This window comes from Streptomyces sp. NPDC046465, assembly GCF_040646035.1.
Classification (GTDB): domain Bacteria; phylum Actinomycetota; class Actinomycetes; order Streptomycetales; family Streptomycetaceae; genus Streptomyces.
The window spans coordinates 216,756-231,716 of sequence record NZ_JBEYZK010000004.1; the positions used below are offsets into that span (position 1 = coordinate 216,756).

Consider the following 14,961-nt stretch of genomic DNA (forward strand, 5'->3'; position numbering starts at 1 on the left):
ACGCCTAACTCGTCGGCTGCGTCAGGTCGTAGAACGTCGCGCTGCCCACCGTCACCTTCTTGAAGCCGGACTCGACCCAGGAAGTGATCGCGGAGGAGGTGCCGTCGCCGCCGCCCGGACCGTCGCCCGGACCGCCGCCCGTTCCGCCCCCGACGAAGTAGTGGATCTCGCCGTCCGCCACGTACTGCTTGAACTGCGCGAGCGTCGGCGACGGGTCGCTGCCGTTGAAGCCGCCGATGGCCATCACCGGCTCACCGGTGGAGAGTTGGTAGCTCGCCGCGTTCTGGGAACCGATGGCCGCCGCGGCCCACGTGTACTTCCCGGCGTCCGCCTCCAGGAGCTTCTTGGCCTTGGCGGACACCTGCGCGCCGTTCAGCAGGCCGCCCATGCCGCCGCCGCGTCCGGCACGCTCACCCGTGGCGCCGCCACCGGGCATCCCGCCACCGGGGCGGCCCTGAGGGGCGCCGCGCAGGCCGCCCAGCTGAGCATGGCCCGGACCACCCGGACCACCCGGACCGCCATCGCCGGGCCTGCCCCCGCCCCCCGGACCGCCACCCATACCGCCCATCCCGCCCATCCGGCCCGCCGAAGCCGGACCCGCCGTCACGATCGATCCCGTGTGCGCGCTGTCCACCGTCGACAGGGTGTACGCCAATGGGCCCGCGACGGACGCCGCGATGCTCAACCCGAGCGAGACGAGCGCGAGTCGGCGTCCCAGGCCGCTCGCCGCCAGTAGGCCCACCGCCCCCACGAGCCCCACGACGAGCACCGCCCACCGCAGCCACGGCAGGTAGTCCGCGGCCCGCCCGAGCAGCACGTACGCCCAGACCACCGTGCCCGCGACCGTCACGCCGAGCACCGCGCCCACCCACCGCGAGGCCCGCTCCTCCCACAGGACCGTGGCGCCCATGCCGACGAGCGCGGCGATGTAGGGGGCCAGGGCCACCGTGTAGTACTGGTGGAAGATGCCCGCCATGAAGCTGAAGACCGCGGCGGTCATCAGGAGCGAGCCGCCCCACGCCACGAACGCCGCCCGCGCGGTGTCCGTGCGGCGCGCCTTGCGGGTCAGGACGAGTCCGGCCACCAGGAGGATGAGGGCGGCGGGCAGCAGCCAGGAGATCTGGGCGCCGATCTCGGAGTCGAACATCCGGCCGATGCCGGTCTCGCCCCACTGACCGCCACCGCCACCTCCACCGCCACCACCGCCCCGGGGGCCGCCGCCACCGCCCACGCTGCCGGTCTCCTCGCCGTTGATGCGGCCGAGGCCGTTGTAGCCGAAGGTCAGCTCCAGGAACGAGTTGTTCTGCGAGCCGCCGATGTAGGGGCGCGAGGACGCGGGCCACAGCTCGTCGATCGCCACCCACCAGCCGCCCGCGACGGCCATCGCCCCCGCTGCCAGGCCGAGTTGACCGACACGCTTGCGCAGGCGCACCGGCGCGCACACCGCGTAGAGGACCGCGAGCGGCGGCAGGATCAGGAACGCCTGCAGCGTCTTGGTGAGGAAGGCGAAGCCGACCGCGACGCCCGCCCCCACCAGCCACGCGGTACGGCCGTGTTCCAGGGCGCGCAGGACGCAGTACACGGTGACGGTCATCAGGAGCGCGAGCAGCGCGTCGGGGTTGTTGAAGCGGAACATCAGCGCGGCGACGGGCGTCAGCGCGAGGACCGCGCCCGCGAGCAGCCCGGCCGCCGGGCTGAACCGGCGCCGTACGGCCGCGTAGAGCACGCCGACCGTCGCGACCCCCATCAGGACCTGCGGGGCGAGGACCGCCCAGGAATTGAGCCCGAAGAGGCGTACGGAGAGCGCCATCGGCCAGAGCGACGCGGGCGGCTTGTCGACGGTGATCGCGTTGCCCGCGTCGAGTGAGCCGAAGAAGAGGGCCTTCCAGCTCTGGCTGCCGGCCTGGACTGCGGCGGAGTAGAAGGAGTTGGCGTAACCGGACGCGCTCAGGTTCCAGAGGTAGAGGAGCGCGGTGGCGAGCAGCAGGCCGAGGAGCGCGGGGCGTGCCCAGCGGGGGTCGTCGGTGCGGCCGCGCCACAGCCGGGCGGCCGGGGCGCCGGGCCGCGCAGCCTGGAGCGGTGCCGGTGTGGGGGAGGTGGTCGTCATTGTGCGGTCCTCGGGTGGTCGTGGGGAGCGGGGTTCCGGACGTCGTACGCGGGGCTCTGGGCGTCGTACGCAGGGCTCTGGACGTCGTACGCGTGCGTGATGTCGTACGCGGGGGTGGGCGCCGGAGCCGTCGCTTCCGAGGCGGTCTCGCCGCGGTCCGGGAACACCCACGCCCGCAGCAGCAGGAACCGCAGCACCGTCGCCGCGAGGTTCGCCGCGATGAGGACCGCGAGCTCCGTGGAGTGCGCCGGGTGGCCCGAGGCCGCGCCGAGCGCCGCGAGGGAGCCGCTGGTCAGGGCGAGGCCGATGCCGAAGACGACGAGGCCCTGCGCCTGGTGGCGGACCGCACGGTCCCGGCCGCGTACGCCGAAGGTGAGCCTCCGGTTGGCCGCGGTGTTGGCCACGGCCGATACGAGCAGGGCGAGCGCGTTGGCCGCCTGCGACCCCGTGAACGCACGGAAGCCGCTGTAGAGGAGCAGGTAGAACAGGGTCGAGAGGGCGCCGACCACGCAGAAGCCGACGAGCTGGCGGGCCAGGCCGCCGGGGACTCCGGCGAGCTGTCGGTCGCGCGGGTCGTCGCCGAAGGGCCGGGCGAGGCGGTCGAGCGGCAGCGCGCCGACGGTGAGCGCGCGCCCCACCCGCCACACGCCCTTGAGGTCGTCCGTGGCCGTCCGCACCAGGTGGACCGTGGAGTGCGGATCGTCGACCCAGTCCACCGGCACCTCGTGGATGCGCAGCCCGGCGCGCTCGGCGAGGACCAGCATCTCGGTGTCGAAGAACCAGCCGGTGTCCTCGACCAGCGGCAGCAGCACCCGCGCCACATCGCCGCGGATGGCCTTGAACCCGCACTGGGCATCGGAGAAACGGGCGTGCAGCGAGCCGCGCAGGATGAGGTTGTAGGCCCGCGAGACGAACTCCCGCTTGGGGCCGCGCACCACCCGCGAACTGCGCGCGAGGCGCGAGCCGATCGCCAGGTCCGAGTGGCCGGAGATCAGCGGGGCGACCAGCGGGAGCAGGGCGTTGAGGTCGGTGGAGAGGTCGACGTCCATATAGGCGAGGACCGGCGCGTCGGAGGCGGACCAGACGGCGCGCAGGGCCCGGCCCCGGCCCTTCTGGTCGAGCCGTACGTGCCGCACCTCCCGTACGGAGGCGGCGAGCCCGGCGGCGACCCGCGGGGTGCCGTCCGTGGACGCGTTGTCCGCGACGGTGATGCGGAAGGGGTAGGGGAAGGTGCGGGCGAGGTGGTCGTGCAGCCGCAGGACGCACGGCCCGAGGTCCTTCTCCTCGTTGTAGACCGGAATCACGACGTCCAGGACGGGCACGTCACGCCATGCGGCGGGAAGGTGGTCCCGCGACGGCAGGACACCCGGGGAAGAGTCGGTTCGCATGCGACCGACATTCGCCAAGTGGTCTGTCAGGGCTGTGTGGTGAGGCTGTGGCCCGGCTGTGAGGTGGTGACCGGTGCGCTCTCCGCGGCGACAGTCGGGGGATCGGTGGCCGGGAGATCGACGGCCGGAAGATCGACGGTTGGGAGATCGACGGCCGGAAGCTCGACCGTGAACACGGTCCGCCCCGGCACGCTCTCCACGGTCACCACGCCACCGTGCGCCCCCACGATGGCGCGTACGAGGGCGAGGCCGAGGCCCGTGGAGCCCGCCTGGCGCGATCGGGACGCGTCGCCGCGCGCGAACCGCTCGAAGACGGTGGGCAGCAGGTCGGGGGCGATGCCGGGGCCGTCGTCCCGGACCTCCAGGCGGACCCGCGGGCCGTCCGCGCGCACGCGGGCGGTGACCGTCGTGCCCGCGGGGGTGTGGGTCCTGGCGTTGGCGAGGAGGTTGACGACGACCTGGTGCAGGCGGGCGCTGTCGGCGCGGACGAGGGCGGGCTCGTCCGGGAGTTCGAGGCGCCAGTGGTGATCGGGGCCCGCGGCCCGCGCATCGCTGACGGCATCGACGACGAGCGGCGCGAGATCACTGCTCCGGTACGAGAGCGGATGTTCCGCGTCGAGCCGTGCGAGCAACAGCAGATCCTCCACGAGCCCGGTCATCCGCTCGGCCTCGGACTCGATCCTGCCGAGCGCGTGCCGTGTGTCGGGTCCGTTGGACTCCCGTCCGCGGCGGGTGAGTTCGGCGTACCCGCGGATGGAGGCGAGCGGGGTGCGCAGTTCGTGGCTGGCGTCCGCGACGAACTGACGTACCCGTGTCTCGCTGCGCTGGCGCGCGTCGAGAGCGGAGTGAACGTGATCCAGCATGCGGTTGAGCGCGGCGCCCACCTGCCCGACCTCCGTGCGCGGGTCGGCGTGCGGCGCGCGCTCGTGCAGCGCCACCTCACCGCTGTGCAGGGGGAGTTCGGCGACACGTGTCGCGGTCGCGGCGATCCTGCGCAGCGGCCGCAGCGCGACGCCGACCATGGCGGCCCCGGCGAGCGAGGCGGCGACGAGACCGGCCGCGGTGACACAGACCTCGACGACGATCAGCGTACTGAGCGTGTTCTGCGCCTCGGCCGTCGGAATGCCGACGACGAAGTCACCGCGGGCGCCGGTCGTGTACCGCACGCGGTACTCACCGCGCCCCGGGACGTCGACGTCGTGTGCCTCGCCGTCCCTCGGGACGTCGACAAGCGCGGCGATGTCGTCGTCGTCGAGCGGCGTCGCGTCCGGCAGCGGACTGCCGCTGCCGCTGTCCGCCTCGGTACTGACGAGGGCGCGCCCGACCGAGCCGTCCTGCCGCACCTCCGCGCCGATGGTGCCGAGCTCCTGCGGGCCCCGCGAGACGAACTCCAGCGGGTCGTCGTGCGCACCGGGACCGTTGCCCGCGCCCGGCGACCTGTCGCTGCCCGGCGTCCTGTCGCTGCCCGGCATCCCGTCGCTGCCCGGCAGTACGGCGGGCCCGGCCGCCCGCTTCGCCACGTCACCGAGCGCGCCGTCCAACTGGTCGTACAGGTGGGACTTGAGGGCGATGGTGGTGACCGTGCCGATCACCGCGCACACGACGGCGATCAGCGCGACGGCGGAGAGGACGAGCCGCGTACGCAGGGTACGCGGGCGCCCTCGGCGCGTCCGGAGGCGTCTCACGCGGAGCTCACACGGATAGCGGAGCTCACACGCACAGCGGAGCTCACACGGATAGCGGAGCTCACACGCACAGCGGAGCTCACACGCACAGCGGAGCTCACACGCACAGCGGAGCTCACACGGATACGGGCACGGCGGCCTTGATCAGGTACCCCGCCCCGCGCCGCGTGTGGATCATCGGCTCGCGCCCCGCGTCGATCTTCCTGCGCAGGTACGAGATGTAGAGCTCGACGACGTTGGCCTGGCCCCCGAAGTCGTAGTTCCACACCCGGTCGAGTATCTGCGCCTTGCTGAGCACGCGCCGCGGATTGCGCATGAGGTAACGCAGCAGCTCGAACTCGGTGGCGGTGAGGTGGATGGAGTCCCCGCCGCGCGTCACCTCGTGGCTGTCCTCGTCGAGGGTCAGGTCCCCGACCACCAGGGTGGCTTCGCTGCGCTTGTCGGCGGCGCCCGCACGCCGGATCAGTCCGCGCAGCCGCGCCACCACTTCCTCCAGGCTGAAGGGCTTGGTGACGTAGTCGTCGCCGCCGGCCGTGAGCCCGGCGATCCGGTCCTCCACCGCGTCCTTCGCGGTCAGGAAGAGCACCGGCACGTCCGGCATCTCGCGGCGCAGCCTGCCGAGCACGGCGAGGCCGTCCATGTCGGGCAGCATCATGTCGAGCACCACGGCGTCGGGCCGGAACGCGCGGGCGGCCCGCACCGCCCCCGCGCCGTCGCCCGCGCTGCGGATCTCCCAGCCCTCGTAGCGCAGGGCCATGGACAACAGGTCGGTGAGCGACACCTCGTCGTCCACGACGAGCACGCGGACGGGGCTCCCGTCCGGCCTGAGCAGTTCGGTACGTGCCTGGGGCGAGGTCGTGGTCATACGCGACACCCTGCGCCGCGCCTCTGAGAGCACTCTTGCGCGTACCTGTGAATTCCCTGAGAAACCCCGTGCCCCCGGCCGCCGCCCCTCTGTGGCTCAGCAGATGGCGAATCGGTGACTCAGCCGACGGCGAAGACCCGCGCGGCATTCCCGTACAGGACGCCCCGCAGCCAGGCGTCGCCGAGCCCAAGCCGTTCGAGCGCCTGCAGTTGATGCAGGTAGGAGTAGGGGATGTTGGGGAAATCGCTGCCGAGCAGCACCTTTTCGCCCAGGTCCGCCAGCCTCCCCGACTCCTCCTTCGGGAACGGCATCAGCGCCTCGCTGAAGTCGGTGAACGCCATGGTCGTGTCGAGGCGCACCTCCTCGTACCGCTCCGCGAGGGAGAAGAACTCGGCGTACTCGGGCATGCCCATGTGTGCGACGACGAGCGGCAGCCGCGGATGGCGCGAGAGCAGCCGGGCGATCGGCTCAGGCCCGGTGTGCTTGCCGGGCTCGGGCCCGGAACCGCAGTGCACGACCACCGGCACACCGGCCTCGGCGAGCAGGCCCCACACGGGTTCGAGCAGCGGATCGTTGGGGTCGTAACCCCCCACCTGCACATGCGACTTGAAGACCCGGGCGCCCGCCTCGACAGCCTCCCGCACATACCTGTCCACGCCCGGCTCCGGGAAGAACGTCGAGGTGTGCAGGCACCCGGGCGTGCGCCGCGCGAAGTCCACGGCCCAGCCGTTGAGCCACTCCGCCATGCCCGCCTTGTGCGGATAGAGCATCGAGGTGAAGGCCCGCACCCCGAACTCCCCGAGCAGCGCGACCCGCCGCTCCTCCTCGTGCCGGTAGGTGATGGGCCACTCCACCTCGCCCGTCGTGGCGTAGGAGTCGAAGTACGCCCAGACCTTGTCGAGCACCCGCTCCGGCATGAAGTGCGTGTGTACGTCGATGAGTCCGGGCACCCCGACCCGCTGCCAGATCCGCCGCACCGCGTCGGCCTCGACACCACCGCCCCCGTCGCCACTCCCGCCACTCGCGTTGCTCTCGCTACCCCCGCTACTCCCGCTACTCCCGCTACTCCCGCTCAAAACCGTGGCTCCTCTCGACCTTGGCGACGTGCAGGACGTACGACTCGTACCAGTCCTCGCGTCCGCGCCGCTGTGCCGCACGGTGCTCCAGATCGCTCCGCCAGGCCTTGATGGCGTCCTCGTCACGGAAGTACGAGACGGTGATGCCGAGGCCTCCCGGGGTCCGGGCCGATTCGGTGCCGAGGAACCCCGGCACCTTCGCGACCAGCTCGTCCATCCGGTCGGCGGTCTCTCCGTACCCCTGATCCCCCTCGGTGCGCACGGAGGAGAAGACGACGGCGTAGTAAGGCGGTTCGAAGGGCCCGACAGGTCTTGTCGTGTGATCACTCATGTCGCCACACTCGGCCCGGCATCACATCCGCGTCCACCCCTGATCGCCGTATCTTGCCCAACGGTCGCGCAGACTTGACCATTCGGTCAGCGAACGGGACCCACGGCACGGCGGGGCAGCACCTATCTGTCAGAAGAGCCTGTCCTATCTGTCAGAAGAGCCCGTCCTGTCTGTCAGAAGAGCCCGTCCTGCTCGACACCGTCACGCCCGCCACGCCCGCCGCCCCCTTCGCCCCCGGCCACCACGGCCCGGACCGGCACGGTCACGCCCTCACCCGCGCCGGCCGCCACCAACTCCCACCCCACGAGCATCCGCGCGTCGACCACCAGCACGCTCCCGTCCGCGAGCGCCAGATGCAGATCAGGCCCGGCCGCCGCGACAAGGCGCCCCGCGACCACCCCACCGTCGACCAGCTCCCGCACCACCGCGTCCGACGCTCCGCCGCCAGACTCGATGCCGCCAGACTCGATGCCGCCCGACGCGCCACCGCCCGACGCGATGCCGAACGCCTCCGCGTGGTCGACGGCCTCGAACGCCACCCGCTCCAACGCCTCGGCCCACCCGTCGAGCCCCGCGGCCCGCTCGTACAGCTCCGCCAGCTCCCGCGCCCGCTCCGCCGACCCGGGCAGCGCCCCGCGCACCTCCCGCTTGCGCGCGTACGGCACCCGGTCCGGCACCCCGAGCGCCGCCCGCAGCAGCTCCTCCGTACGCCGCGCCGCCATCAACGGCCCCCGACCCAACCAGCAGAACGCCACCGCCCCCTGCTCCAGGAGCCGCGCGCCGCCCCGCTGCTCCGCCGTGATCCCGACCTTGACCAGGCCGGGCCCGAACCACGCCAGATATACCCGGTACGTACGCGGATCGTCGGGCACGCCGTCCGCCGCCACCGAGAACGCCCGGTCGAGCCGCGCGCACTCCGGGCAGCGCGCCTGCGTGGCCCGCCCCGGCACGACGGACCGCAGCGGACACGGATTCTCGCGGGCCCCCACGCACCGCCGCTCGCCGACGGCCCGGAACCCGATGTCCGTCCCGTACACGAGGACACTCTCCCGGCCCCCGGCCCACCGCAGCACAGGCTTCCCACCCGGCCACCCGAGCCCCACGCAACGCCACTCCACTCCGGTGACTCCGATCTCTGCCGAGTTCCCTTGTGCACGGACAACGCAAGAGGCCCCCGGATCATCTCCCGGGGGCCTCTTGGCTGTGGCTGTGTGCGACTCGGCAGGGTTCGAACAGAGCTGCCGTCAATCTGAGCTGGTGCCGCATCAGGCAACGTCTGCCCTTACCGGCGCGCGGTCTCCTGCACACTGAGCAGCAACCCGTCCCCCATCACGGCCGTCACCACCCGCACGCCCACGACGACGCCGTCCACGCTGTGGCGCTCCAGGAACCGGTACACCTCGGGGGTGACGCTGGTGATCTCCTCGACCTCGATCGACAATCCAGGCTGGCTGGCGCCCGCACTGCGCAGGGATCCTCGCAGCGTCGCAAGGTCGAGGATCGCTCCATCTGTCGTCACGAGCACGAAGGTGTCGTGGTGTGCGCCCAGGAATGCGTCGAGGCTTTCCGCGTCTCCATCCCTCAGCCACGCGGTCAACTGGTGATGGTGCCGGACCAAGAAGTCACCGTTCATCCCCCAACTGTGGCAGTTGACGCCTACCGGTCGACGGGTGGGGATCGCATCAGGGCGAACATTGGCTGATGCGGCACCAGGACCACGCCACTCCTCGGAGGCAGGGACCTTTTTCCCAGACCACGGGCACATCGCGGGGACCATGGCTGGCTGGCGACACAAGATCGGCAACTCGACAGTTGCTGTCAGTCTCTGCCGTCAACGCAAAAGCCAGAGGCCCTGTGGATTGCTCCACAGGGCCTCTGGTCTGCTGTGCACTCGGCAGGATTCGAACCTGCAACCTTCTGATCCGTAGTCAGATGCTCTATCCGTTAAGCTACGAGTGCTTGATTTTTCTTTTGTTCTCGTCTTCGCTTCCCGGCTCTTCGGCCCGTTCGCGGCGACAGGAAGAACATTACATGACTGCCGCCGCCATGTGAAATCCGTTCGGTGGACCCCTTGTGAGCTGCGAAAACGCACCGGAGCCCCGGTCCAGTGGACCGGGGCTCCAGGTCGAGCTGCGGAGGCGGAGGGATTTGAACCCTCGATGGGATTTAAGTCCCAAACCGCATTAGCAGTGCGGCGCCATAGACCGGACTAGGCGACGCCTCCAGCTTGCACACCTGCGCGAGCGCGGGGTGCGTGCAGATGATGACACAGCCGGGCGGCTCGTCACCAATCGCGGCCCCTACGGTACTAGTCACGCGGTCCGCAGGGCAAAGCGATACGCGCCATCGCCGCGCCATGGCCGCGCCACCGCAACGTCGGGCGGCGTACGGCGTTAGAGCGGTAGAGCCACCACCCGTCCCAGAACGGTCACCGTCGTTCTTCTCCGTCTTCTCCGTCTTCTCCGTCTTCTCCGTCTTCTCCGTCTTCTCCATGGAGCCCGAAATGTTGCGTCGTCTCGCCCTCACCGCCGTCGCCTCAGCCGCCGCACTGTCCGCCCTCCCCACCACCGCCCACGCCACCGCGCCCGCCCCCACCCCGACCGACCGGCTCACCGTGACGGTCGCCGACTCGGGCGGCGAGAGCGACGGGAGGTACGTACTGAACTGCCACCCGACGGGCGGCACGCACCCGAACGCGGCCGAGGCGTGCAGGCGGCTCCAAGAAGTCACGGTCTACGGCAAGGACCCGTTCGCACCCGTGCCGCGCGACGCGATGTGCACGATGCAGTACGGCGGACCCGCCACCGCGCACATCACGGGAACGTGGCAGGGACGGCCCGTCGACGCGCGGTACAGCCGCAGCGACGGCTGCGAGATCGGGCGGTGGAACGGTCTCGTGCCGGTGCTGCCCGCGACCTCGCCGTGACCAGGCGGTACGGAAAACTCACAGGTTCTGCGTGCGACCTCCCTCTCATCCGGCGTCGCGCCCACAACCACTCCCCGTAGACTCCCTCCCGTGACACGCCACGGGCCGACGGGCAAGATGGCCTGAGCGAGTCGGCAAGAAGCGGTAATCAGGGAGGAAGCGTCGTCGTGAGCAGCAGGCCATCCCGAGGCGCTGCTCGCCTCGCAGCCATACTCGACGCGCTTCCGGACGCGCTGGTGCTCGTCAACGCCAACGGCACGGTCGTGAACGCCAACGCCATCGCCCTTGAGGCGTTCGAGGCACCCGGCACCGCGCTCGTGGGGCGCGGTCTGCTCGATCTGCTCCCGGGGTTCGACTCCCGGCTCATCCCCGGCTCCATGCGCCGCCCGGACACCATCGACGAGCGCGGGCGCACCAAGCCCACGCGGATGACCGCCCGGCGCACGGACGGCATCGAGTTCCCCGTCGAGGTCACCAGCTCCCCGCTGGAGGACAGCAGGGCCGCGTACGACGCCCATGGGTACACCGGCGACGAACTGCTGATGCTCGTCGTACGGGATCTTTCGGGCACCGTGGACACCGAGGCCGAACTCGCGCGCTCACAGCGGCAGACCGAGATGATCCTGCGCGCCGCGGCCGAGGGCGTCGTCGGGACGGACACCGACGGACGGGTCGTCCTCGTCAATCCGGCGGCCGCCCAGATACTGGGTTTCCGGGCCAGCGACCTCGGCGGGCAGGAACTGCACCCGTTGGTCCTGCACTCGCGCTCCGACGGCGAGCCCTTCCCCTACGAAGAGTCCCCGCTCGCCGACACGCTGCGCTCGGGGCGCAAGCACCGGGTGCGCGGACAGGTCCTGTGGTCCAAGAGCGGCGCCAAGGTGCCCGTCGACCTCACGACCTCGCCCGTGCGCGACGGGGACCAGTTGGTCGGCGCGGTGATGACCTTCACCGACCGCAGGCCCTACGACGAGCTGAACGAGAAGTACGAGGCGGCCCTCGCCCGGCACGAGGAGGAGCTCGCCGCCGCCGCCGAGGAGCGCGCCGCGGAGATCAAGGCGGCCGAGGAGCAGCGGGCCGAGGAACTCGCCGCCGAGCAGGAGCGGTACGCGGCGCTCGCCGAGCGCGAGAAGGACCGCTTCGAAGAGCTGGCCGAGCGCGAGAAGGGGCGGTACGAGTCCCTGGCCGCGCGCCACGAACAGCTCCTCGCCGTCCTCGGCTCGTCCCTGCGCGGGCCCCTCGACGAGCTGCGCCGCGAACTGGCCGCGCTCGCCTCGGACGACGCGGGCCAGCTGTGGCCCGAGGCCAACCAGGTCCTGCACCACCTGTCCGCCGGATACGCCCGGATGACCACGCTCGTCGACAACGTCCTCGGCTTCCAGCGCCTCGACGCGGGCGACGACCGGCTTTCCCGTACGACGGTCATGCTCGACGCGGTCGTCGCCGCCGGTGTGGAGCGCGCGGTCGAGCTGATCGGCCCCGGACGCGCGCAGTTCGCCGTGCACGCGCCGCCGATAGAGCTCACGGTCGACGCGGAACGGCTCGCCACGGCGCTCGCGCATCTCGTCGCGGACGTGGCGGGCATCGACGCGACCGGCAACGCCCGCGCGGGAGTCGGCACCGCCGCGACGGCCGGCTACGTCGACTCGACCATCGTGGTGGCCGCGGCCCAGCGCGGCGAGGTCGTCCGCATCGAGGTGCGGGGGCCGTACGCCGGGGGAGACCCGGTGCACGAGCCGATCGTGCGGGGCATCGTGCGAGCGCACGGAGGCGTGCTGCAGACGCATGAGGTGCCGGGTATGGGCGGCAGTGCGTACGTCCTCGAAGTACCGATGGGGTCGAGGGAGGGCTCCAGGGCGGCCTCTACGGAGAGTGGTGGTTCCGGGGCGGTCTCTACGGAGATGGCGCTTTCGCCCGTTCCCGGCAGTTCAGTCATGGTGCCTGAGCAGGCGTCGGCCACCTTGGGTGGCGGGCGTCGGCGGGCTCGGCGTCCCTCGGTGGACTCCTTCCTGGAGAGCGGTGTTCCGGAAGCCGCGGACTCCTCCGCCTCTTCCGCCTCCTCCGCCTCCTCCGGATCTTCCGTCAGTGGTACGGAGGGTGGCGCTGCCGCGTCTCCGACCGGTACGGGGCGACGCAGGGGACGGCGCGCGCCGGAGGCCTCTCCGGAGACGTTCGGTGGGTCGGTGACCGCCGATCCGGTGGCCGGTCCCACGGTGGCCGGTCCCCCGGTGGGCGGTCCGGCGAGCGGCCCCGGTGCGGGGGCGCAGGCTTCGGAGACGTCCGGTGGCGCGTTCGGTGGCGCTTCCGGCGGTACGGGACGGCGTCGTGGGCGGCCGAGTGCCGCAGAGGGCGCGGAGGGTGCGGAAGGCGCCGTGATGACGGCGGCCGAACACGCGGCCGGGTCCGCCGCTTTGGGCGAGACGGTGCCGCCGCAGGGTGTGCCCGTCGCGGAAGGGGGGACCGGGCGCCGCGCGCGGCGGGCCGGTGAGCAGCACGCGCTGCCCGCCCTTGCTTCGGGGCCGTCCGGTTCGGGCAGCGCGTCCGGCGTTGGCACGGGGGTCGAGCTCGCCGCCTTCGAGGCCGGGGCCGGACACGGCGACGCGGGTGCGCGGCCCACGGGGCGGCGGGCGCGCCGGGCGCTGGCCGCCGCCAAGGAGCGTGCCGAGGCGGAGGAGGCGAACAGCGGGCGCGTCTTCGCGCTGCCGCCCGCCGCGGCCGACCGCACGCCGGGCCAGGACGTCGCGGGGTACGCCCCCGCGGGGCACGCGGCGGGTCAGGAGTACGCCGCCGCGCAGGAGGTCACCGGCCAGCACGCGGCGGCCACGCGCCGCGAGGACGACGACCACACACCGCCGCAGCCCCATCCGACGCAGGCCCCGACGGGCCGCCGCTCCCGCCAGACGTCGGCGCCTGGGGTGCCTGTGCCTGGGGTGCCTGGACAGGGGGCTCCTGCTGGGGAGACTGCTGCTGAGGGTGCCCAGGGGCCGAAGAAGGCGCAGCCCCAGTCGCTGCCCCAGTCGCTGCCCCAGTCGCTGCCCCAGCAGGGCGGACGGGGCGCCGGTCCCGGCCCGCTGCCCGCGCCGCAGCCGTGGCCCGACGGCACCACTCCGCCCGGTGGCGTGCCCGCCCAGGGCGCGACCCGGGCGGCCCAGCCGTTGCCCGCCGAGACCCCGGCCGGGGACCCCAATGCGACACAGGGGCGCTCGATCAGCGTGCGCACCCTCGGGCAGGGCGTGCCGTTCGGCCAGCAGATCGGCGAGCAGCGAGGCGGTTCACAGTCCGGTCAGCAGGGCGGTCAGCAGGGCGGTCAACAGGCCGGTCAGCAGGCCGGTGCCGCGGTACCCGGTAAGGGTCAGCAGCAGCCGCCGCGCAACGCCCGCATCTCCCAGTCGCCCCAGCCCCCGCAGCCTCCGCAGCCCCCACTGCCGCCCCAGGCACCGCAGTCCGGGCAGGCGGCCGCGACGGCGGGACCGATGCCGGTGCCGGAGGCCCCCGCCTCGCCGCAACCGACACAGACGGGCGCCGCGCAGTCGCCATCGCACACGCTCGGCGGCTCCGGGCGCAGGCGTCGGCTCGGCACGCCCCCTGACCCGGCGGCCGAAGAGCGTTCCGAGACCTCGGCGCGCCCGCGCCCGCACCCGCACCCGCAGCCACAGCCCCAGCCCCAGCCCCAGCCCCAGCCCCAGCCGCACGCTCCGGCGCACCCCCAGTCCCGTATCGGCTCCACCACCGAGGGCGCCGGACGTTCGTACGCGATCGGCGCCCCGGACGAGGACGCCGACGAGGGCCCGGAGCCGCTGGACGGCCCCGGCGGCGCCGTCGAGGTCGCGAACCGGCCTCAGCCCCAGCCGATGGACGACGAGCTGCCGCCCGAGCCGCTCGACAACCCGCGCCGTCTCCTGGTGTGGCCCGCGCCCGACGTCACCACGCAGCAGGCGCTGAGCGACCGCGGCTACCGCCCGGTGATCGTGCACTCGCGGGAGGAGGTCGACGCGCAGATCGCGGCGTTCCCCGCGGCGCTCTTCGTCGACCCGCTGACCGGTCCGATCACGCGCACGGCGCTGCAGTCGCTGCGTCAGGCCGCCGTGGCCGCCGAAGTGCCGGTGCTCGTGACGGCGGGCCTCGGCCAGGCGACGCGCGAGGCGGCGTACGGCGCCGACCCCGCCGTACTCCTGAAGGCCCTCGCACCGCGCGACAGCGAGCAGCACCCGCCGCGGGTCCTCCTCATCGAGGAGCACGAGGAGATCGCGCTCGCCCTGACCACCACGCTGGAGCGGCGTGGCATGCAGGTCGCGCGGGCCGAGAGCGACGCGGACGCGGTGACGCTCGCGGCCCAGATGCGGCCGAACCTCGTGGTGATGGACCTGCTTCAGGTGCGCCGCCGCAGGGCCGGGATCGTCGACTGGCTGCGCGCGAACGGCCAGTTGAACCGCACGCCGCTGGTCGTCTACACCGCCGCCGTCGACGAGACGGAGCTGCCGAAGCTCGCGGCGGGCGAGACCGTGCTGTTCCTGGCGGAGCGCTCCACCAGCAGTGAGGTGCAGGGCCGGATCGTGGACCTGCTGGCGAAGATCGGCACGAATTAG

10 protein-coding genes and 2 tRNA genes are annotated in these 14,961 nt (G+C 72.5%); 2 read left to right on the top strand and 10 right to left on the bottom strand.

Going from position 1 to position 14,961, the window contains the following annotated elements; genetic code table 11:
• Nucleotides 1-4: 4 nt before the first annotated feature.
• The 10 genes from ABZ953_RS08545 to ABZ953_RS08590 all read right to left on the bottom strand — a co-directional run bounded on the left by ABZ953_RS08545 (nucleotide 5) and on the right by ABZ953_RS08590 (nucleotide 9,676).
• The gene (locus ABZ953_RS08545; RefSeq protein WP_361718817.1) at nucleotides 5-2,107 is read right to left on the bottom strand and encodes a glycosyltransferase family 39 protein; all 2,103 of its coding nucleotides are present in this window, start codon (nucleotides 2,105-2,107) and stop codon (nucleotides 5-7) included.
• A complete protein-coding gene (locus ABZ953_RS08550; RefSeq protein WP_361718820.1) occupies nucleotides 2,104-3,495 on the bottom strand; it encodes a bifunctional glycosyltransferase family 2/GtrA family protein in 1,392 nt (463 codons plus the stop codon). The genes ABZ953_RS08545 and ABZ953_RS08550 overlap by 4 nt, the downstream gene beginning before the upstream one ends.
• Nucleotides 3,496-3,521: 26 nt before the next feature.
• Nucleotides 3,522-5,180 carry a HAMP domain-containing sensor histidine kinase gene (locus tag ABZ953_RS08555; RefSeq protein WP_361718823.1) on the bottom strand — a complete coding sequence of 553 codons (1,659 nt, stop codon included), beginning with the start codon at nucleotides 5,178-5,180 and terminating at the stop codon, nucleotides 3,522-3,524.
• A gap of 115 nt (nucleotides 5,181-5,295) precedes the next feature.
• Nucleotides 5,296-6,045 (bottom strand): response regulator transcription factor, encoded by a 750-nt coding sequence (locus ABZ953_RS08560; protein WP_361718826.1) that lies wholly within the window; start codon nucleotides 6,043-6,045, stop codon nucleotides 5,296-5,298.
• A gap of 119 nt (nucleotides 6,046-6,164) precedes the next feature.
• Nucleotides 6,165-7,022, bottom strand: coding sequence for an amidohydrolase family protein (locus ABZ953_RS08565; protein WP_361718829.1), 858 nt, complete (start codon nucleotides 7,020-7,022; stop codon nucleotides 6,165-6,167).
• A gap of 85 nt (nucleotides 7,023-7,107) precedes the next feature.
• Nucleotides 7,108-7,452 carry an antibiotic biosynthesis monooxygenase gene (locus tag ABZ953_RS08570; protein ID WP_361718832.1) on the bottom strand — a complete coding sequence of 115 codons (345 nt, stop codon included), beginning with the start codon at nucleotides 7,450-7,452 and terminating at the stop codon, nucleotides 7,108-7,110.
• 173 nt (nucleotides 7,453-7,625) lie between these two features.
• Nucleotides 7,626-8,570, bottom strand: a complete 945-nt coding sequence (locus ABZ953_RS08575; protein WP_361718835.1) for a DUF2797 domain-containing protein — start codon at nucleotides 8,568-8,570, stop codon at nucleotides 7,626-7,628.
• A gap of 164 nt (nucleotides 8,571-8,734) precedes the next feature.
• Nucleotides 8,735-9,085: a hypothetical protein gene (locus ABZ953_RS08580; RefSeq protein WP_361718838.1), complete on the bottom strand. Its 351-nt coding sequence runs from the start codon at nucleotides 9,083-9,085 to the stop codon at nucleotides 8,735-8,737.
• Between the two features lie 253 nt (nucleotides 9,086-9,338).
• Nucleotides 9,339-9,411, bottom strand: a tRNA-Arg gene (locus ABZ953_RS08585).
• A 174-nt stretch (nucleotides 9,412-9,585) separates the two neighbouring features.
• A tRNA-Ser gene (locus ABZ953_RS08590) sits at nucleotides 9,586-9,676 on the bottom strand.
• A 279-nt stretch (nucleotides 9,677-9,955) separates the two neighbouring features.
• On the opposite strand from ABZ953_RS08590, the gene ABZ953_RS08595 reads away from it, so the two are divergent.
• Nucleotides 9,956-10,378 carry an SSI family serine proteinase inhibitor gene (locus ABZ953_RS08595; protein WP_361718841.1) on the top strand — a complete coding sequence of 141 codons (423 nt, stop codon included), beginning with the start codon at nucleotides 9,956-9,958 and terminating at the stop codon, nucleotides 10,376-10,378.
• Between the two features lie 167 nt (nucleotides 10,379-10,545).
• Nucleotides 10,546-14,961: a PAS domain-containing protein gene (locus ABZ953_RS08600; protein WP_361718844.1), complete on the top strand. Its 4,416-nt coding sequence runs from the start codon at nucleotides 10,546-10,548 to the stop codon at nucleotides 14,959-14,961.